This is a genomic window from Klebsiella sp. 18074, assembly GCF_902705905.1.
In the GTDB taxonomy this organism is placed as follows: Bacteria; Pseudomonadota; Gammaproteobacteria; order Enterobacterales; family Enterobacteriaceae; genus Klebsiella; species Klebsiella terrigena.
In genome coordinates this window covers 1-19,921 of the sequence record NZ_CACSIS010000040.1, presented here as the reverse complement: position 1 = coordinate 19,921, position 19,921 = coordinate 1, and the positions used below count along the sequence as shown (strand labels likewise).

Genomic DNA, 19,921 nt, shown 5'->3' with positions numbered 1-19,921 from the left:
TGGCGAAGGGATCGGGCTATCAGGCGACGTTACGCGCCTGACCAGCCAGTTGGGAGAGGAGGTCGCTGTTTTCGATGGTGATATATTTACCTTTAACCGCCAGCATGCCGCTTTTCTGGAAACGTCCCAGCAGACGGCTGATGGTTTCTACGGTCAGGCCGAGATAGTTCCCGATATCGCCACGGGTCATGGTCAGACGGAACTCACGAGGCGAGAAGCCGCGCTGGGCAAAACGACGAGAAAGATTGTAGATAAAGGCCGCCAGGCGCTCCTCGGCGTTCTTTTTGGAAAGCAGCAGGATCATATCCTGATCGCCTTTGATCTCGCCGCTCATCAGACGCATCATCTGCTGACGCAGATTCGGCATCTTGCCTGAGAGGTCGTCCAGGGTTTCGAAGGGAATTTCGCAGACCATTGAGGTTTCCAGCGCCTGAGCAAAGCTCGGGTGGAGACCGGTGCCGATCGCGTCAAAACCAACCAAATCACCCGCCAGGTGGAAGCCGGTAATCTGCTCGTCGCCCTGTTCGGTAATGGTGTAGCTTTTGATGGTGCCTGAACGAATGGCGTACAGCGACTTCAGCTCATCGCCGGCTTTGAACAGAGTCTGTCCTTTCTGGATAGGCTTTTTTCGCTCGATGATATTATCAAGCTGATCAAGCTCGTGCTCGTTCAGAGTAAAAGGGATGCAAAGCTGGCTGATGCTGCAATCCTGACAATGGATTGCACAACCGCCAGACTGAATGCGTCGTATAATTCTCTTTTCCGGGATCATAAGTCTGCTCAAGCCTTAATTGATATTGGTCAATTTTAACATCTTTTTGGTGAGCAGGTAAGCCTCGAACCGATGAAACACGTAATATTAAAAGGGGGAAGCGATTACCTCTTCTATCTCATTGATAAGAAATAAGATGTCTGAGCATATTTGATTGTAAAGTTACCGGATGTTTCCGATAAAAGGCACTTACGGTCAAAGAAGCAAATACCCCTCATGGCGCAATAACCACTCTTTACGCTGCACGCCGCCCGCGTAGCCGGTCATGGTGCCGTTACGTCCGATGACGCGGTGGCAGGGCACCACGATACTGACCGGATTAGAGCCGTTGGCCGCCCCGACCGCCCGCGCGGCGCCAGGACGACCTAATGCCTCCGCCAGCTGGCCGTAGTGCATGACCTGGCCGCAGGGGATGGTACGCAGCGTTTTCCAGACCTCGCGTTGAAACGGGGTGCCCGCCGTCGCCGTTGGCAGCGTTTCGATAACCGCAAGGTCACCGGCGAAATAGTCGCCGAGCCTGCTGCTCAGCCCGCCCGGGTTATGAGAATCCACGCGCTGATACCCTTCATGGCGATAGTGCAGCTCCAGCAGCTGCTCCATCCGCGCGCTGTGCTCCTCCCACTCAACGGCTCGCAGATGGAACTGCTCGTCGCAAATGATCCATAGCGGCCCGACCGGGGTATCGATTTTGTCCTGAAGCAGTATCAGCATCGTTTTTCCTTATTACCTGATTCAAATGATTATTACTGCACCCTGAACACAAGATATCACGTCATCCTGAAGGGCAACTATACTCCATAAAGGTGAACGGCGAGCGGCGTGGCTGAAGGGGCGAATCTATGAGTATGTTTTCCATTTTGCAGCTGCCTGCAGGGCAGAAGCAAAATCAAATCGCAGCGGGTCCCGCGATATTTAATTTTGTATTAATTACGCCGCGCGGGTGTGAATGGATTTTGCTACTTTCTCCGGGCGGTAAATTCCCCTATGCGGAGGAGCGTTCAGTTCATCTCTCTATGCAGTTTGTCATACGCACGCGGATTAGTTTGAACTGGCTAATTCATCGGGAGGCACCCGGCGCCGCGTATAAATATACAGGCATTCCTTGAGTCAATTATTTTGCCAGCACCCCGGTGTTGGCATTTTTTTGCCAACCTAAAAGGTAACGATATGCAATACATTCTGACTGGGATTGTAATCTTAATTATCAGTGCGTTGTTGATTAACGCTGCCTCTATGATGGTCGAGTCTGTTTATAAGACGCTGAAAGGGATGCAGTTTAAGAAGAAGCACTTCTGATTCTGATGGTGGCCAGACCCTGGCCACCTCGTTCTCTCCGTTAGTGCAGACGCGGGTAAATACCCGGACCAATCGGCAAACCCAGCCAATACCACGCCACCAGCATCAGCAGCCAGACCACGAGGAATATTAGCGGGTAGGGCAGCATCAGCGAATAGTACGTCCCGAGTTTTGCATCCGCGCGATAGCGTTGCAGGAAGCCGAGAAACAGCGGGACAAACGGCGATACCGGCGCCAGCGGCAGCACTGAGGAATCGGCGATGCGAAACAGAATCTGCGCAAAGGCCGGGTGAAAACCGAGTAACATAAACATCGGCACAAAGATTGGCGCCAGAATGGACCAGATTGCCGAACCGCTGGCGATAAACATGCACAAAAACGCCGACAGCAGTGCCAGGCCCACGAAAGCCGGAATGCCGTTTAATCCGGCGTGCTCCAGCAAGTCAGTCAACCCCACCGCCATAAATTTCCCCATATTGCTCCAGTTGAAAATGGCAACAAACTGGGCCAGCGGGAACACCATCACGATAAATCCGGCCATCTCTTTCATTGGCTCGATCATTAACGGCGGTAAATCGGCCTGACGGCGAATTTTCCCGGTGGCGATACCGTACGCCAGGGAGACGAAAAAGAAGAAAAAGATGATCAGCGGCACAATGCCTTTAATAAACGGTGAGGGCATCACCGTGTGGGCGACGGGATCGCGCAAAATGCCGTTCTCCGGCACCACCATAATGGCAATCAGGGCGATAAACACCAGCGCCGCAATCCCGGCGACCCGCAGCCCAAACCGTTGCTCCGGCGTCAGCGCCTGCAGGGCATCCTCGCTGCGACCTTCCCATTTCCCCAGCCGCGGTTCAATAAGTTTATCGGTGATCAGGCCACCCACCAGGGTCAGCACGATCACCGAACTGGCCATAAAGTACCAGTTATCGATCACGCTGACGTGCAGCGAGCCATCGAGGGTTTTTGCTGCCTCGGTGCTAATTCCGGACAGCAGCACGTCGGTGGTGACGATCAGCAAATTTGCGGTAAACCCGCAACCGACGCCGGCAATCGCTGCCAGCAGCCCGGCGACAGGATGCCGACCAACGGCAAGAAACATCAACGCCCCCAACGGCGGCATAATCACCAGGGCGGCGTCAGACGAAATATGGCTGAAAAAGGCGATAAACAACACCATATAGCTGGCGTAGCGCGCGCTGACGTGGGAGGCCATTTTGGCCATCAACGCCGGCAGCAGGCCCACCCGCTCGGCAAGCCCGGCGCCGAGAACCAGCGCGAGAATCGCTCCCAGCGGCGCAAAACCGCTGAAATTCTTGATCACATTAGGCAAAAACCAGTGCAGCCCTTCAATGCTCAGCAGGTTCTTCACCGCGACGCTGGAACCATCCGTCGGGTTAATCACGCTGACATCAAAGGCGGAAAGTGCGGCGGTAGCCAGCGCCAACGCCACGATCAAATAGATAAACAGCAAAAAAGGATGCGGGACCTTATTCCCGACCTTCTCAACCCAGCCATATAGCTTCCCGCTGGGGGAAGGCGACGGGATGGATGACATACTCATGGGCATTCCTCAGTCGTCGTTGTGTCGGTTGTTATGTTGTTGTGTTGGTTATTGTTTTATTATTTTAAAGGTGACGGTGTCACGTTTTGCGGGATCGGGCAGTAATAGGGTCTCTCCGCCAGCTGCCGCGCCAGTTCTTGCTGACTGGCTTGTCGCAGCGCCGGGTCGCTGAGCAGGCGAATTGCCGTCGCCCCCAGCACTTTTCCTGCCAGCAGCATGCCCTTGTGGGCAATGGCGGTTCGTCCCTGGCTCACCAGTTGCCAGCTGTGCAGCGGCGTCCCGATGGCAAAACAGGGGCTGAAACATTGGGCTACCGGGGCTTTCCAACTGACATCGCCCACATCGGTCGATCCTGCCAGGATGTTGTCGGTCGCGCTCCAGGGGGCGACTTCGTCTGCCAGCAGGGTATCGCGATGGCGGCGGGCAAAGGTTTTTCCCGCTTCACCGCCGGTAATAGCGATATTGTTCAGGCTGTTGTTGCGGTCGTTTTCGCTGAGGGTCGCGCGGATCTCGCTGGCGAAGGCGCGATCCTCCTCGCTCCACGATGGGGTGCCAAAGCGGCAGACCGCCTCATACATTGCCGCTTCCAGCGTGCGATTCGGCAGATAGCCGGAACAGGCTTTTTCGAAGCGGCAACTGACGGTGGTCTCGGTCATCAGTGCGGCGCCCTGAGCGATTTTTTCGATGCGCGCGTAGATCTGCTGCACATCCGCCATCTCCGGCGCGCGAATTAAATAGAGCACTTCTGCCTGCGCCTGCACCACGTTCGGCGAAATACCGCCGCTGTCGGTGATGGCATAGTGGACGCGGGCTTTCTCAATGATGTGCTCGTTGAGGAAGTTGGTGCCGGTGGTCATCAGGGTGACGGCATCGAGGGCGCTGCGGCCAAGATGCGGCGAATTCGCGGCATGGGCGGCGGTACCGCTGAAGCGCCAGGCCGCCTGAATATTGGCCAGCGTGCTGGTGCTGAACATGCCGGCCCAGGCTTCCGGGTGCCACGTCAAGGCGGCATCGACATCGTCAAACAGGCCTTCGCGAACCATAAAAGTTTTGCCGGAACCGCCTTCTTCGCCAGGGCAGCCGTAGAAACGCAGGGTGCCGCTGCCGCCGTGCTGTTGCAGCCAGTTTTTGCCAGCCACGGCGGCGGCAAAGGCGGCGGTACCCAGCAGGTTATGACCACAGCCATGACCATTCTCACCCGGCGTGTCGCTGGTCTGATGCGCGCAGTGCGCCTGCTGGCTCAGCCCCGCCAGCGCGTCGTATTCACCCAGCAGGGCGATAACCGGTTTGCCGTGACCGACGCTGGCAATAAAGGCGTTGGGGATCCCGCCGGCGTCAAGGGTAAGCTGAAAACCTTCAGCTTCGAGCGCCGCCGCCAGCCGCCCGGTGGACCAGAACTCTTCAAAGCGTGTTTCCGGGTGATCCCAGATCTCATCGGCGATGGCGCTAAATTCAGCTGCGCGGGCGTCGATGGTCTCATCGACAAAGCGATAGATATTCTCCATTACACACCTCGGTGCCAGGGAAAATTAAGGGCGGTGAGCGCTAAGGTTTCAACGGCCATGGCCATAACGTTCTCATCGAAATCGAACCGTTCGTTGTGATGCCCGGCGCTGAGCTCGGTGCCAAAAATCATGTACGAGGCCAGGCCGTTCTGCTCCTGCACCCGGGCCATCATCAGGGTGGCATCTTCCGAGCCAGCCGGAGCGGCGATACGGTCGATGGCCTGTTCAACCCCCGGGGTCTGGGCGGCCTGTTCGCGCAGATAGTTGACCCATGCCGGTGAAGGCACGCTGGAGGTAGCGGCCCCCATCAGCCGGACGTTGACGCTAGCACCGTACATCGCCGCGGCGCCGTCGATCACCGCCTGCGCCCGCTCAAAGACATACTGGTTGATGGCTTCGGTTTCACCGCGAGTTTCGACTTTGAGCAGGGCGCCGGAAGGGACCACATTGCGGCCGGTACCCGCCTGCATCACCCCGACGTTGACCCTCGAGGCCCCCGCGCTGTGTGGGGCGATAGCGTGCAGACCAAGTGCCGCCTGGGCGGCGGCAAGCAGGGCGTTACGACCGTCTTCCGGTTTGCCGCCCGCGTGCGCCGCGACGCCGGCGAACTCAACGTCGAATTTGGTGGTCGCCATGAAATTATCCCCGCCGCACACCACCGTGCCGACCGGCACGCCGGTGCCGATATGAATCGCGGTGAAGTAATCGACGTTATCGAGCACCCCCGCCGCGACCATCGCCCGCGCCCCACGGGTGCCTTCTTCGGCAGGCTGGAAGATCAGTTTAATCACCCCGTTTAGCCGGTCGGCATAGTGCTTCAGCACGTGGGCCAGTCCGAGGCCAATTGCGGTGTGGCCGTCATGGCCGCAGGCGTGCATCATCCCCTGATTGCAGGAGGCAAAATGCTCGCGGTACGGGCGGTGATGGTCATCGGTCTGCTCGTTCAGGTCGAGGGCGTCCATATCGACCCTAAAGGCCAGCGTCGGCCCGGGGCGCCCGGTATCCAGGGTCGCGACCACCCCGGTGAAGCCGCCTTCAAAGGCGCTCAGCCACGGCTCCGGCGCACCCTGTTCACGGGCGCGTAAAAAGGCGCTGGCGAGGGTCGTCTCATCCGGCAATCCCATTCGGCTCCCGGCATCGATGACATCGCGGCCCAGTGCCAGGTCATAGCCCAGCCGATGTAAGATCTCAGCGACCTTGCTGGCGGTACGAAACTCGAGCCAGCCGGACTCGGCATAGTGGTGTAAATCGCGACGCCATTGCGTCATTTCCGGCACCAGCTGGTGGATGTATTCATTGAGTAGCGGCATAACCAGGTCCTGTCATATTTAAAAATGTGATGTTGTTCACGGTGTGATAGCTTTTACTTATCACTGGCGGGTTTTTCGTCAGCACATTCTTACGTTGCCACAACAGTTTGCATTACAGTAGATGCCATTTTCTTCTGTTTGATAAACAACGGTTATCACCACGACGATGTCTTTTCAGATCAAATTTCATCAAATTCGCACCTTCGTTGAGGTCGCGCGCCAGGGCAGCATTCGCGGTGCCAGCCGCACCCTGGCGCTGTCGCAACCGGCGTTGACCAAGGCGATTAAAGAGTTGGAAGAGGGGCTGTCGGCTCAGCTGTTCGTGCGCCGCAGCCAGGGGGTATCGTTGACGGAGAATGGCGAAAGCTTCTATCAGCATGCCAGCCTGATTATTGAGGAGCTGCGGGCGGCGCAGGAGGATCTGCTGCAACGCCAGGGGGCGCTGACCGGGCAGATTAATATTGGTCTGGGCGCCAGCGTCGCGCGTTCGCTGATGCCGTCGGTGATTTGCCGTTTCCATCAGCAGCACCCGCTGGTGAAGGTGCGGATCATGGAAGGCCAGCTGCTGTCGATGATCAACGAACTGCGTCAGGGCGAACTCGACTTCACCATCAATACCTACTATCCCGGCCCTTACGACCACGAATTCAGCTTTGAAAAGCTGTTTGAAAAGCCGTTTGCGGTCTTCGCACGTACGGGGCACCCCGCGGCGCAGGCCACCTCAATCGATGCGCTGCTGGACTACAGCTGGACCATGCCGACGCCGCGCGGCAGCTACTTTAAACAGCTCCAGGATCTGTTCAGCCACCGGGCGCAGATCCCCCATGTCGGCATCGTGTGCGAAACTTTCTCCTCCTGCATCAGCCTGGTGGTGCAGAGCGATTTTCTCAGCATTTTGCCGGTGGAGCTGGGGAGCGACCCGATGATTGCCGACAAGCTGGTGATGATTAACGTGCGCGAAACGTTACCCAAAGCAACCTATTACCTGATCCAGCGGCGGGATATGCGCCAGACGCCGCTGACCGCATCGCTGATCACTCAGTTTCGTCGCCAGAGCCGTCACCAGTTTCCTGACTGAAGCGCCACGCTTCACTTTGCCCGCGGTTGTCGACAAACGCATTGAGCCGCCAGGGTACGGCGGCTATAGTAGCCCTCGGTAGTAGCCGGAGGAGTGCTCATGAATCTTGACGACAAATCGCTATTTCTTGGCGCCATGGAAGATGTCCAGCCGCTGAAACGCGGGAATGACGTGCACTGGCATCCCGAGCGCAATAGCCGCCCGGTGCAGCGTCTGGATATCCTGCAGCTGGATAATATTCTCACCACCGGTTATCTCGATATTGTGCCGCTGGCGACGCCGCTGGAATTTAAACGCGAAGGGCTGCAAAACGGCGTGCTGGACAAGCTGCGGTTGGGGAAATACAGCCAGCAGGCGAGCCTCAATCTGCTGCGCCAGCCGGTCGAGAAGTGTCGGCAAATGCTGTTTGCCTTTGTGCTCCAGGCGCAGAAGGAGTCGCTGCGCAACGTGCTGATTGTTCACGGCAAAGGGCGCGACGACAATGCTCACCCCAATATTATTCGCAGCTACCTGGCACGCTGGCTGGAAGAACTTACCGAAGTGCAGGCGTTTTGCGTCGCCTCAGCCCATCACGGCGGCAGCGGGGCGTGCTACGTCGCCCTGCGCAAATCCGCCGAGGCAAAGCAGGAAAACTGGGAGCGCCACGCCAAACGCAGCCGCTAGCGCAGCAGCAGCGTCAGCTCCCGGGCCGCTTTTTGCAGCTCGGGCAGCACCCGATCCAGCATTTCGCGAGTTGAAACCTGCCCGGCATGGACGCCGACGTTCAGCGCCGCCTGAACCTGTCCCTGTGGGTTAAACAGCGGCACCGCCAGCGAGCGCAGCCCCATCTCCAGTTCCTGATCGTTCAGCGCATAGCCCTGCTGATGGACGCGCTTGAGCTCGGCGCGCAGCTTATTCACCGAATCCACCGTCTGCGGGGTATAGCGAATCATCGTCACCCGGCCCAGCATATCGTTCAGCTTCTCCTCCGGCTGATGGCTTAACAGCACCCGGCCCATCGAGGTGGCCCAGGCCGGCAGGCGGCTGCCAATATCCAGATCGATAGTCATAATGCGCGAGCTGGAGGCGCGGGCAATGTAGAGAATATCGTCGCCGTCGAGGGTGGCGATGGAGCAGGATTCGTTAAGCATTTCGCTCAGATGCTTGAGCACCGGCTGGGCCGAACGCGCCAGCGGGGTTGAGGCCAGCCAGGCGTGGCCCAGGGCGAGGATGCGCGGGCGCAGCTGAAAATTCTTGCCATCTTCGGCATAGACAAACCCCAGCTTGCCCAGCGTATAGAGGCAGCGGCGCACCGCCGCGCGCGGAATGCCGGTCTTCTGGCTGATCTGTGAGATCGACAGCGCCGGGCGCTGCGGGGTGAATGCCTGAATCACCTCCAGCCCGCGTGCCAGCGAGGCCATAAAGTTCGGGTCACCCTTAAACGGGTCGCTATCGCCGGTCAGTAAATCGTCTGGATGCTTCTCCATTTTGTTCTCCATATTTGCCATCGATCACATTCTTTCGCTAAAGATATACGATGTTCGATTATCGCACCATATTTCGATTATCGCCCTTGACCAACATCGTTAAGCGGGTCACATTTTGTGCGAACAACGTATATGAGTGCGATTACCGCACATAAAGGAGCGACCTGATGATTGATAAAAGCGTGTCGACGCTAAGCGATGCCATCGCCGGGATCCACGACGGCGCGACCATCATGATCGGCGGTTTTGGTCCCGCCGGTCAGCCAACGTACCTGATTGATGCCCTGATTGAGCAGGGCGCCCGCGACCTAACCATCATCAACAACAACGCGGGCAACGGTGAGGTGGGCCTGGCGGCGCTGCTGAAGGCCGGACGGGTGAGCAAGATGATCTGCTCTTTCCCACGTCAGGTAGACTCACAGATTTTTGACGACCTGTATCGTCGCGGCAAAGTCGAGCTGGAGCTGGTTCCGCAGGGCAATCTGGCCGCACGTATTCAGGCCGCTGGAGCTGGACTGGGGGCGATTTTCACCCCGACCGGCTACGGCACGCCGCTGGCGGAAGGCAAAGAGACCCGCGAAATCGACGGGCGCCACTACGTTCTCGAATATCCGATTAAGGCCGATTTTGCGCTGATCAAGGCCCATCACGCCGACCGCTGGGGCAACCTGGTGTACCGCAAAGCGGCGCGCAACTTTGGCCCGATCATGGCGACCGCCGCCAAAACCACCATCGTTGAGGTCTCCCGTCTGGTCACCCTTGGCGAACTGGATCCGGAAAATATCATTACTCCGGGGATTTTTGTCCAGCGCGTCTTCTCGCTGGAAAACACCGTTACCGCACAAAGCGCCTGAGGAGCCAGCGATGCAAAAATTAACTCGTGATGAAATGGCCCAGCGCGTGGCACGCGATATCCAGGAAGGGGCCTATGTGAACCTCGGTATCGGTTTACCGACCCGCATCGCCAACTATCTGCCCGCGGATAAAGAGGTGTTCCTGCACAGTGAAAACGGCCTGCTGGGCATGGGCGGCATGCCGCAGCCCGGCGAAGAGGATCCGGAGCTGATTAACGCCGGGAAAGAGTACGTCACGCTGCTCAAAGGCGGCTGTTTCTTCCACCACGGCGACTCCTTTGCCATGATGCGCGGCGGCCACCTCGATATCTGCGTGCTGGGCGCTTACCAGGTCTCTGCCGCCGGCGATCTCGCCAACTGGAGCACCGGCGCCCCGGATTCGATTCCGGCGGTGGGCGGGGCGATGGATCTGGCCATCGGCGCGCGTCAGGTCTTCGTGATGATGGACCACCTGACCCGCGACGGCGAATGCAAACTGGTTGAACACTGCAGCTATCCGCTCACCGGCGTTGGCTGCGTCAGCCGAATTTACACCGATCTCGCGGTTATCGATATCACCCCCGGCGGCCCGGTGGTGCGGGAAATCTTCAACGGCCTCTCTTTTGAGGAGCTGCAGCGCATCACTCCGGTGGCGTTGACCTTCGAACATCTGGCGAAAAGCGCGTAAGGAACCTATGATGAATCAGGCATTTATCTGTGATGCGGTGCGTACACCCTTCGGTCGTTTTGCGGGCACCCTGGCGCCGATGCGCGCCGATGATTTAGGTGCGCTGCCGCTCAAGGCGCTGCTGGAGCGCAATCCGGGGCTGGATCCTTCGCGCATCGATGACGTGATTTATGGCTGTGCAAACCAGGCCGGGGAAGATAACCGCAACGTCGCGCGCATGGCGCTGCTGCTGGCCGGACTTCCGCAAACGGTGCCGGGCAGCACCATTAACCGTCTGTGCGGCTCGAGTCTTGATGCGATCGGCGTCGCAGCGCGGGCCATTAAAAGCGGCGAAACTCAGCTGATGATTGCCGGCGGCGTAGAGAGCATGTCGCGGGCGCCTTTCGTGATGGGTAAGGCCGAGAACGCCTACAGCCGGAACATGCAGATTGAAGACACCACCATCGGCTGGCGTTTTATCAACGCCCGGATGAAAGCGCTGTACGGCGTGGATTCGATGCCGGAGACCGCCGAAAACGTGGCGACAGATTTTGGCATCTCGCGTGCCGATCAGGATGCTTTTGCGCTGCGCAGCCAGATGCGTACCGCTCAGGCGCAGGAAGCCGGGCGTTTCGACGACGAACTGATTGCCGTCTCTATCCCCCAGCGGAAAGGCGAACCGCTGCTGTTTACCCGGGATGAGCATCCGCGCAGCACCTCCGCTGAGGCGCTGGCGAAACTCAAAGGGGTGGTGCGGCCGGACGGTTCGGTGACCGCCGGGAATGCCTCCGGGGTCAACGATGGGGCCTGCGCGCTGCTGCTGGCCAGCGAGCAGGCGCTGATGGCGAACGACCTGCAGCCGCTGGCGCGCGTTGTCGGCGTGGCGACCGCCGGGGTCGCGCCAAGAATTATGGGCTTCGGTCCGGCTCCGGCAGTACGTAAAGTGCTGGCGCTGACCGGACTGACGCTGGGCCAGATGGACGTGATTGAACTGAACGAAGCGTTCGCCGCTCAGGCACTGGCTGTTACCCGCGATCTGGGGCTGCCGGATGATGCGGCGCACGTCAATCCCAACGGCGGCGCGATTGCCCTCGGCCATCCTTTAGGGGCATCTGGCGGGCGTCTGGCCATGACTGCGGCCTACCAGCTGCGTCGCAGCGGTGGCCGCTATGCGCTGTGCACCATGTGCATCGGCGTCGGCCAGGGGATTGCGCTGATTATTGAACGAGTGTAAGGAGCGCGAATGAGCTTGTTGACCCCAATGTTGCGCGGCAGTCCGCTGACCGACTGGTTTGGCGACGCACAGCGGGTACAGAGGATGCTGGATTTTGAAGCGGCGCTGGTCCGCGCGCAGGCCGCCTGCGGCATCGTGCCCCAGGCGGCCGTTGCGCCGGTAGTCAACGCCTGCCAGCAGGCGCAGATCGATTTTCCCGCTCTCGGGCTGGCGGCGGCTAACGCCGGTAATCTGGCGATCCCGCTGGTAAAACAGCTGACGGCCAGGGTCAAAGCGCACGACGCTGAGGCCGCGCGCTATGTTCACTGGGGAGCCACCAGCCAGGATGCTATCGACAGCGGCCTGGTGCTACAGCTGCGCGGCGCGCTCGACGACACCGACCAGCTGCTTCAGCGGCTGATCGACGCTTTCGCTCAGCAGGCAGAGCGCTATCAACACACCGTGATGCCGGGCCGGACCTGGATGCAGCACGCGCTGCCGGTGACCTTCGGCCTGAAGCTGGCGGGCTCCCTGGATGCATTGCTGCGCTGGCAGCAGCGGCTGAGGGAGATGCGCCCGCGGGTGCTGGTGCTGCAGTTTGGCGGCGCGGCGGGCACCCTCGACTCGCTAAAAGGGCACGGACCGGAGGTCACCGGGCGGCTGGCGACCGAGCTTGGCCTGGCGCTGCCGGACACCCCGTGGCACAGCCAGCGCGACCGGCTGCTGGAGGTCGGCGCCTGGTTCGCCGGCCTGTGCGGCACTCTCGGCAAATTTGCCAACGATTTCTCGTTACTGATGCAGACCGAAGTGGCGGAAGTGGGCGAGCCGATAGCAGAAGGGCGCGGCGGTTCCTCCACCATGCCGCACAAGCGCAACCCGATCGCCTGCAGCGCCATTTTAACGGCCGCCCAGCGCACGCCCGGTCTGGTGGCGACGCTGTACGCCAGCCAGATCCAGCAGCATGAGCGCGCGCTCGGCGGCTGGCAGGCAGAGTGGGAGACGCTCCCGGAGCTGATTACCCTCGTCGGCGGCGCGCTGGCGCAGAGCGAGATCCTGGTTCGCGACATGCAGGTGTTCCCGCAGAAAATGCGCGCCGACCTCGATATCACCCACGGGTTGATTATGGCGGAAGCGGTGACCCTGGCGCTGGCGGAGTTTATCGGCAAAGCCGATGCCCACCACTGCATTGAGGCGCTGTGTCGGCGGGCAATCGACGAATCCCGCCCGTTGCTGACGCTGCTGGAGAACGACCCGCAGGTCAGCCAGCATCTCCCGACTTCCCGTTTAACGCAGCTGCTGGATCCGGCCACGGCCACCGGCAGCGCCGACTATTTTGTGCGCCAGGTGCTGGCGCGTTACAAGGAGCAACGGCATGAACCTTGATTATCAGCTGGACGGGCCGGAAGGCGCGCCGGTCATTGTGCTTTCGAACTCGCTGGGCACGACCCGCGAAATGTGGCAGCCGCAGCTCGCGGCCTTAACTCGCCAGTTCCGCGTGCTGCGCTACGATACTCACGGCCATGGTAAAACCAGCAAATCCGGCAAGGTGACGCTGGCGCAGCTTGGCGAAGATGTCATCGAGCTGCTCGATCAGCTCAATATCGCCAAAGCCTGGTTCTGCGGTATCTCCATGGGCGGCCTGACCGGGCTGTGGCTGGGACGTTTTGCGCCCGAACGTTTTTACGGTATCGCGGTGGCCAACACCGCAGCGCGCATTGGCGATCAGGCCAGCTGGCTCTCGCGGGCGCGGGCCGTACGTCAGGAGGGGATGGACGTGGTGGCCGCCGGTGCGGCGGATCGCTGGTTTAGCCACGCCTTTCGCCAGAAGGCGCCGGAGGTGGTCGAATCCCTGTGCCATCAGCTGACCCATAGCGATGTCGAGGGCTATGCCGCCTGCTGTGAAGCGCTGGCGGGCGCTGACCTGCGGGCAGAAGTCGGGCAAATCAGCGTGCCGACGCTGATTATCGCCGGGGAAAGTGACCCTGTCACCACCGTGGCGGATGCCAACTTCCTGCATCAACAGATCCCGGCATCGCAGGTGGTGGTGGTCGCGGCATCGCACCTCTCCAGTATCGAATCGCCGGCCGAATTTAGCGCCGCGCTGCTGGGCTTCTTCCAGGGGGAACAGCATGGATGATAAGGCGCGTTATGAGCAGGGTATGAAGGTGCGTCGCAAAGTGCTGGGCGATGCCCACGTTGACCGCACGCTGCACAATCTGACCCCGCTCAATGAAGAGTTTCAGGATTTTATTACCCGTTACGCGTGGGGCGAAACCTGGACCCGGCCCGGTCTGGACCATCACACCCGCAGCATGATCACCATCGCGATGCTGATTGCTCTCAACCGCGAGGCGGAGCTGAAAATGCATCTGCGGGCGGCGTTTAATAACGGCGTCACCCGCGAGGAGCTGAAAGAGCTGATCATGCACTCGGCGCTCTACTGCGGCCTGCCGGCGGCCAACGCCACCCTGCATCTGGCGCAGCAGGTGTTCGATGAGCTGGACGGTAAAACGGCTTAATCCTGAGGGTGCTGGCCGGTCGCAATGCGCGAGCCGGCCAGCAATGACGTTACACTGATTTCACATCATCTTGCTGCGGCGCCAGCGCCGGTTCGGCATACCAGTCCTCTTTCGCCACCACCACCGATCCCTTCGGCTGCATCACAAAGTTCGGCGACATGATCTGGACGCCAAATTCATTGAAAACATCCTGAATATTGCTGTGCAGCGCGGTACGGGCGTCGGACAGCGAGGTTTCCGCCAGCAGCCTGACCTGCAGCTCGTAGGAGACATACCAGTCCATCAGGCCCAACTGGCGAACCAGCGGCGGCTGGCGGTGATCGATGCCCGGCGCGCGATGTGCCGCCAGCTCGAGCATGGCCTGCACCTGACGCCACGGGGTGTCATAGCCGATGGTCACGCCGGTGGTGAGGTTAATACCGTTGCCGCCGGTGTCGTTGTTTGACGCGCTGAGATTGGTAATTTTTCCGCTGACGACCACCGCATTTGGCACCGTCACCACGTAGTTTTCCCGGGTGATGATTTTGGTCGCCAGCATACCGATTTCACTGACTTTACCCTCGTTATCGGCAATGCGGATTACATCCCCTTTGTGCAACGCGCGGGAGTAAATCAGCACCAGCCCGCTCATGGCATGGTTCATGACGCCGGCGGAACCCAGGGTCAACATAAGGCCGAAAAAGACGCTAATTCCCTTAAAAGCCAGTGAATTAGCGCCGGGCAGGAAGGGATAGGCTGCCGAAAGGGCAAACAGCCAGATCGCTACCGAGATCAGCTTGCGGGTGGCGCCGACGGTTTCCGGATGCAGGCCGGGAATGTGCAGCCGTCCGGCCTCCACCTGGCTCAGCAGCAGTTTGACCAGACGGATAAAAAACCAGGTGATCAGCAGGATAATCAGCACGATCATCAGGCCTGGCAGGGCGGAGGCGATTGACAGCGCGATCTCCTTCAGGACGCCCACCGACCAGTCACCAAGCGATTCACTCCACACCCGGGTCCACGGAAACAGGCCAAACGCCCAGCTCAGCCAGGCGTAAAGCGCGAGGATGCCCAGCAGAATCATCAGCAGGGCATACAGTTTGGTTTCGATATTGCCAAGGAAACGTCGCCAGCTTTGCGGGATCCAGCTGCGCTTTTCAAGGATCCGCAGATGAAAGAAGCGGCGCACCCGGCGCCAGGAACGCCAGGCCGCGTAGTAGATCGCAGCCAGCACCAGGGTGCCAACGAGAACCTTCACGACAGCCAGTGCCAGATAGGTTTTGTTGTACTGTTCACGCAGCGAGCTGCGCTGTGCCTCCATTCTGGCCAGTACGCGCTGCGTCGCCTGGTCAAGGGTCAGGTCATCACCTTCATCAAGGTCCGCCTGGCTCAACATCATAATCGGCTTGCCGTTCATCAGAAACAAACGGCCCTGCTGGTTATAACGCGTGACCGGAACCACCTGTAGCGGCTGGCTGATATCGGCTTCGGTGAAGGCCCGCAGCATATTGCGGATCCGCAGCACGCGCTCTTCGGGGGTGGTCTGCCCGAAAGTAGCCTGCAGCATCACAATCGGCTGGTGGAAGATTTTGACCGTACGGGCATCTTCGCGCGGGGTGGGCTGCTGGCGGGGTTCCGCCGCCGACAGCGGGAAGGCCAGGCACAGCGAAAGCCATGCCAACAATAACATCGGTATCCTGTTCATATGCTGCACCCAAAAAATTAGAAATTATTGTTATTTTTCAGTTGCTCAACGCGACACGCTGAGCAGACTCTGATTTGAGCATAGACCAGCGATAAGCGAATACAAGCGCCGACAGAAAATGGACCACAGGGGGCGGTTATTGCGGCTGGTGACGCGATCCGTGCAGGGGCGGGCTGACAAAATGTGCGATCTTCTTGACACGACATTGACAAATAAATGCCTGGTCAGTAATTTCATTTGTAATTATTGACCAGGCAAATATCATGAATAAGCATCCGGGTATTATCAATAACAAGTTCCATCTGGGTTTATTAATCCATCTGGCAAACCAGTATAAAGATCAGCTCATTAGCCAGTACTTCTCCGGCATGGATATCACTGCCGCCCAGTTTAAGGTACTGATCAGCATCTATAAGGGCGTCACCAGTCCGGTTGAGATCAGCAAAAATCTGGTCATGGACGCCGGGGCGATGAGCCGCATGGTGGATCGGATGGTCAAGCGCGATCTCATCAACCGTTCACCTAATCCGCAGGATAAGCGGCAGGTCGTGCTGGCGCTGACCGGCAAAGGCGAGCTGATTTGCGAGCGCTTTGTTAATGAAGCGCTGGCGTCAATCATCAGCGACCTTACCGCCCGACTGACCCCCGACGAGTCTCGTTTACTGGTAGAGCTAATGACAAAAATGCTGCCAGACGAAATTGTTGCTCCTCATCGCTAACGTATTAAGAAGGTCCGGACAAGATGGAAACCACACCTGCACAGCACGCCGAGCGCGGCAGCAAGCGCAAACGCAACTTTATTATTTTACTGATTATTCTGCTGCTGGCCGCCGGCGGCGGCCTGGCATGGTACCTGCTGTATGCACGCTACTATGAATCGACCGACGATGCCTACGTTAACGGCAACCAGGTGACGCTCACTCCGCAAATCGGCGGCACGGTGACCCAGGTCACGGTGGACGAGGGGGATTTTGTGCAGAAGGGGCAGCCGCTGGTGCTGCTCGACCCGAGCGATACCGAAATTGCGCTGCAGCAGGCGGAGGCCAATCTGGCTAACACCGTGCGCCAGGTTCGCGGGCTCTACAGCACGGCGGATAACTACCGCGCGCAGGTAGCGGCGAAAAGGGTTGCCCTGCAGACGGCGCAAAACGACTACGCCCGGCGGCAGAAAATCTTTCAGAGCGGCGCCATCGCGGCGGAAGATCTCTCCCACTATCGCGACGCGGTCACCAGCGCGCAGAGCGACTTAGCCGCCGCTCAGGAGGCGTTACGCACCAACACCGCGATGGTTGATGATACGGTTATCGACAGCCATCCCGAAATTAAAAGCGCGGTAGCCACGCTGCGTCAGCGCTATCTGGATAATTCGCGCAGCACCATCGTTGCGCCGGTCAGCGGCTTTGTGGCCAAACGCGCGGTCCAGCTCGGCATGCGCGTCGATTCCGGGACCACCCTGATGGCTATCGTGCCGCTGAATGAGGTGTGGGTCGATGCCAACTTCAAAGAGAGCCAGATGAGCGCGATGCGCCTGGGGCAGAAAGTGACGCTAAGCGCGGATCTCTACGGCGACGACGTGGAGTACCACGGCACCATTGAGAGCCTGGGCATCGGCACCGGCAGCGCGTTTTCGCTGCTGCCGGCGCAGAACGCCAGCGGCAACTGGATCAAAATCGTCCAGCGTCTGCCGGTGCGCATCACGCTGGACCCGCATGATATGCAGAAAAACCCGTTGCGTGTGGGGTTGTCGATGAACGTTCGCGTTGATATTCGCGATACCGACGGCCATCTGCTGCCGCAGCAAACCGTTAGCGCCCCGCGTTTCACCACGGATGTGTATCAGAACCCGCTGGAACAGGCGGACCAGCTGGTGGCTAAAATCCTTCATGACAACAGCAAAGCGGTAGCCGCCGGCGCCCGTTAAGAGAGACGTTATGCAAGATAAGGCCGCATTTACGCCGCCCAATATGTGGCTGGCGGTGCTCGCGCTGTCGCTGGCCACGTTTATGCAGGTGCTGGACTCCACGATTGCCAACGTGGCGCTGCCGACGATCGCCGGCAACCTAGGGGTGAGTGCCGATCAGGGGACGTGGGTTATTACCTCGTTTGCGGTGTGTAACGCCATTGCGCTGCCGCTGACCGGCTGGTTTACCCGGCGCTTCGGCCAGCTAAAGCTGTTTATCGGCTCGGTGATGATGTTCACCCTGACCTCGTTCCTGTGCGGGTTTGCCCACAGTATGACCGAGCTGATTATCTTTCGCGCCCTGCAGGGCTTCTTCGCTGGGCCGATGTTCCCGATGTGCCAGACGCTGCTGCTGGTTATCTTCCCGTCGAGCAAGCGCAGCATGGCGCTCGCGCTGCTGTCGATGGTGACGGTTGTGGCGCCGATTGTCGGCCCCATTACCGGCGGCTGGATCACCGATAACTACTCCTGGCCGTGGATTTTCTACATCAACGTGCCGATCGGCATCTTTGCCGCGATTGTGGTCTGGACGCAGATGCGCGAGCGTGAAGAGACTACCACCCATGCGCCGATTGACTACATCGGCATTGCGCTGCTGGTGCTTGGCGTCGGTCTGCTGCAGGTGGTGCTGGATAAAGGCAACGACCTCGACTGGTTTGCCTCAATCCATATCGTGGTGATGTCGACGATTTCGGCGATTTCGCTGGTTTCGTTCGTTATCTGGGAGCTGGGCGAGCGCCATCCGATAGTCAACCTGCGGCTGTTTAAGGACCGTAACTTCGCTATCGGTACGATCTCGCTGACCCTGGGCTACGCGGCGTTCTTTGCCATCAACATTATTCTGCCGCAGTGGCTGCAAACCCAGATGGGCTACACCGCCATCTGGGCCGGGCTTGCCGCCGCGCCGATGGGCGTGCTGCCGCTGATGATGACGCCGATTATTGGCCGCTACGCCAATAATTTCGATCTGCGTATTCTGGCTTCGCTCTCGTTCCTGACCATGGGGGCGTCCTGCCTTATTCGCGCGCAGTTCAATACCGATGTCGATTTCCGCACCATCGCCGAAGTGCAGCTGTTTATGGGGATCGGCGTGGCGTTTTTCTTTATGCCGATCACCACCATCGTACTGTCGAATCTTAACGGTGCCGAAGTGGCTGAAGGGTCGGGGCTGGCGACATTTTTCCGTGTTCTTGGGGGATCGTTCGCTTCATCGCTGACCACCTGGATCTGGTCGCGGCGGGAGGTGTTCCACCATGCCAACCTGACCGAAAGCGTCTCCGCCTATAATCCGGCGGCGGTGGACTACGTGGAGAAGATGGGCGGAGCGACCCAGCAGCATATGGCGCTGATCGATAAAACCATCGAGCAGCAGGCCTATATGATGTCGACCATCGACTACTTCTGGGTGTTAGGCTGGGGCTTTATGGCGCTGATCGTGGTTATCTGGTTTGCCCGTCCGCCGTTCAGCCGTGCCGGAGCGCCGGGCGCCCCCTCGGCCGGTCACTAGTAACAAGCGGGGCCGAAACGCGGGTCAGCTGGCCTGGCGACCGGGTTAAGGGTTAGTCCACGAGGTCTGCGGCTTGTCGGCCGGGAGACGTTCCGCTCACCAGATGCCCGGCAGAACATGCTGCCTCGGCGCGAGGTGACCGGGTTAAGGGGAAGATAACCGTCTTCCCCTTAACAATCCCCGCGGTCCCGCACGGAAATCGGTGCTGCGCACTGCGCTCACCTCCCGGCCTGCAGCCTGCGGTCGGCTCAACTCGACCTGCTCGCCCGTTCCGGGGCTCGCTCCTGTCTCGATTCGCCTCTTGCCGCCATCCCTGGCGGCCAGCCCTTGTCTTCCGGCCTTCGGTTCGCCGATTTCAGCGGGGAGCCAGGGCCCTGCTGCATGCCTTTTTGCCACCTGACGTTCATCATTGCGGTTTTGTCAGGCGGGGAGTGCCGCGGCGGGTGAGACAAAAATGCCCGTCATTCGCTTAACTGACGGGCATAACCTCTTAACTCATCGACGAATCTAGCGCCGGGCGCAGCCGCTGCACTGTTTGTTCTGA

Annotated in this window: 19 protein-coding genes; 12 read left to right on the top strand and 7 right to left on the bottom strand. The window is 59.4% G+C overall.

What is annotated here, in order from left to right; all coding sequences use genetic code 11:
- Positions 1 to 19: 19 nt before the first annotated feature.
- Positions 20 to 772 carry a fumarate/nitrate reduction transcriptional regulator Fnr gene (gene fnr / locus GVK32_RS26155; protein ID WP_095103185.1) on the bottom strand — a complete coding sequence of 251 codons (753 nt, stop codon included), beginning with the start codon at positions 770 to 772 and terminating at the stop codon, positions 20 to 22.
- 195 nt (positions 773 to 967) lie between these two features.
- Positions 968 to 1,483, bottom strand: coding sequence for a methylated-DNA--[protein]-cysteine S-methyltransferase (gene ogt / locus GVK32_RS26150; RefSeq protein ID WP_076946828.1), 516 nt, complete (start codon positions 1,481 to 1,483; stop codon positions 968 to 970).
- A 128-nt stretch (positions 1,484 to 1,611) separates the two neighbouring features.
- On the opposite strand from ogt, the gene GVK32_RS26145 reads away from it, so the two are divergent.
- Complete coding sequence (locus tag GVK32_RS26145; RefSeq protein ID WP_227697909.1) at positions 1,612 to 1,878, top strand: hypothetical protein; 267 nt, start codon at positions 1,612 to 1,614, stop codon at positions 1,876 to 1,878.
- A gap of 230 nt (positions 1,879 to 2,108) precedes the next feature.
- Here GVK32_RS26145 and abgT read toward each other — a convergent pair whose 3' ends face one another.
- The 3 genes from abgT to GVK32_RS26130 are packed head-to-tail and all read right to left on the bottom strand — an operon-like array spanning position 2,109 to position 6,450.
- On the bottom strand, positions 2,109 to 3,635 hold the full coding sequence (gene abgT / locus GVK32_RS26140) for a p-aminobenzoyl-glutamate transporter (RefSeq protein WP_159873571.1): 1,527 nt from the start codon (positions 3,633 to 3,635) through the stop codon (positions 2,109 to 2,111).
- A 59-nt stretch (positions 3,636 to 3,694) separates the two neighbouring features.
- Complete coding sequence (locus GVK32_RS26135; protein WP_159873569.1) at positions 3,695 to 5,140, bottom strand: M20 family metallopeptidase; 1,446 nt, start codon at positions 5,138 to 5,140, stop codon at positions 3,695 to 3,697.
- Positions 5,140 to 6,450 (bottom strand): M20 family metallo-hydrolase, encoded by a 1,311-nt coding sequence (locus tag GVK32_RS26130; RefSeq protein ID WP_159873567.1) that lies wholly within the window; start codon positions 6,448 to 6,450, stop codon positions 5,140 to 5,142. Before GVK32_RS26130 ends, GVK32_RS26135 begins: the two co-directional genes overlap by 1 nt.
- Positions 6,451 to 6,616: 166 nt before the next feature.
- Between GVK32_RS26130 and GVK32_RS26125 the strand changes: the two genes are divergently transcribed.
- Together GVK32_RS26125 and smrA are read left to right on the top strand one after the other, a co-directional pair.
- Entirely contained in the window at positions 6,617 to 7,528 is a 912-nt protein-coding gene (locus GVK32_RS26125; protein ID WP_159873565.1) for a LysR family transcriptional regulator, read from the top strand.
- 99 nt (positions 7,529 to 7,627) lie between these two features.
- Positions 7,628 to 8,191 (top strand): DNA endonuclease SmrA, encoded by a 564-nt coding sequence (smrA, locus tag GVK32_RS26120; RefSeq protein ID WP_159873563.1) that lies wholly within the window; start codon positions 7,628 to 7,630, stop codon positions 8,189 to 8,191.
- On the opposite strand, the gene GVK32_RS26115 is transcribed toward smrA, so the two are convergent.
- Positions 8,188 to 8,994, bottom strand: a complete 807-nt coding sequence (locus GVK32_RS26115; protein WP_159873561.1) for an IclR family transcriptional regulator C-terminal domain-containing protein — start codon at positions 8,992 to 8,994, stop codon at positions 8,188 to 8,190. The genes smrA and GVK32_RS26115 overlap by 4 nt on opposite strands.
- Positions 8,995 to 9,161: 167 nt before the next feature.
- Here GVK32_RS26115 and GVK32_RS26110 point away from each other — a divergent pair, with 167 nt between their 5' ends.
- The 6 genes from GVK32_RS26110 to pcaC are packed head-to-tail and all read left to right on the top strand — an operon-like array spanning position 9,162 to position 14,226.
- A complete protein-coding gene (locus GVK32_RS26110) occupies positions 9,162 to 9,848 on the top strand; it encodes a 3-oxoacid CoA-transferase subunit A (protein WP_159873559.1) in 687 nt (228 codons plus the stop codon).
- A 10-nt stretch (positions 9,849 to 9,858) separates the two neighbouring features.
- Entirely contained in the window at positions 9,859 to 10,515 is a 657-nt protein-coding gene (locus GVK32_RS26105) for a 3-oxoacid CoA-transferase subunit B (protein WP_159873557.1), read from the top strand.
- A 10-nt stretch (positions 10,516 to 10,525) separates the two neighbouring features.
- Complete coding sequence (pcaF, locus tag GVK32_RS26100; protein WP_159873555.1) at positions 10,526 to 11,728, top strand: 3-oxoadipyl-CoA thiolase; 1,203 nt, start codon at positions 10,526 to 10,528, stop codon at positions 11,726 to 11,728.
- Positions 11,729 to 11,737: 9 nt separating this feature from the next.
- Complete coding sequence (locus GVK32_RS26095) at positions 11,738 to 13,090, top strand: 3-carboxy-cis,cis-muconate cycloisomerase (protein ID WP_159873553.1); 1,353 nt, start codon at positions 11,738 to 11,740, stop codon at positions 13,088 to 13,090.
- A complete protein-coding gene (gene pcaD / locus GVK32_RS26090; protein WP_159873551.1) occupies positions 13,080 to 13,844 on the top strand; it encodes a 3-oxoadipate enol-lactonase in 765 nt (254 codons plus the stop codon). Before GVK32_RS26095 ends, pcaD begins: the two co-directional genes overlap by 11 nt.
- On the top strand, positions 13,837 to 14,226 hold the full coding sequence (pcaC, locus tag GVK32_RS26085; RefSeq protein ID WP_159873549.1) for a 4-carboxymuconolactone decarboxylase: 390 nt from the start codon (positions 13,837 to 13,839) through the stop codon (positions 14,224 to 14,226). Before pcaD ends, pcaC begins: the two co-directional genes overlap by 8 nt.
- A 49-nt stretch (positions 14,227 to 14,275) precedes the next feature.
- Here the strand turns inward: pcaC and GVK32_RS26080 are convergent, their stop codons facing one another.
- On the bottom strand, positions 14,276 to 15,910 hold the full coding sequence (locus tag GVK32_RS26080) for a mechanosensitive ion channel family protein (RefSeq protein WP_200842945.1): 1,635 nt from the start codon (positions 15,908 to 15,910) through the stop codon (positions 14,276 to 14,278).
- A 263-nt stretch (positions 15,911 to 16,173) separates the two neighbouring features.
- On the opposite strand from GVK32_RS26080, the gene GVK32_RS26075 reads away from it, so the two are divergent.
- The 3 genes from GVK32_RS26075 to GVK32_RS26065 are packed head-to-tail and all read left to right on the top strand — an operon-like array spanning position 16,174 to position 19,377.
- Complete coding sequence (locus tag GVK32_RS26075; RefSeq protein ID WP_159873545.1) at positions 16,174 to 16,629, top strand: MarR family transcriptional regulator; 456 nt, start codon at positions 16,174 to 16,176, stop codon at positions 16,627 to 16,629.
- Between the two features lie 23 nt (positions 16,630 to 16,652).
- Positions 16,653 to 17,831: an efflux RND transporter periplasmic adaptor subunit gene (locus tag GVK32_RS26070; protein WP_159873543.1), complete on the top strand. Its 1,179-nt coding sequence runs from the start codon at positions 16,653 to 16,655 to the stop codon at positions 17,829 to 17,831.
- A 10-nt stretch (positions 17,832 to 17,841) separates the two neighbouring features.
- On the top strand, positions 17,842 to 19,377 hold the full coding sequence (locus GVK32_RS26065; protein WP_159873541.1) for a DHA2 family efflux MFS transporter permease subunit: 1,536 nt from the start codon (positions 17,842 to 17,844) through the stop codon (positions 19,375 to 19,377).
- Positions 19,378 to 19,921: the final 544 nt, after the last annotated feature.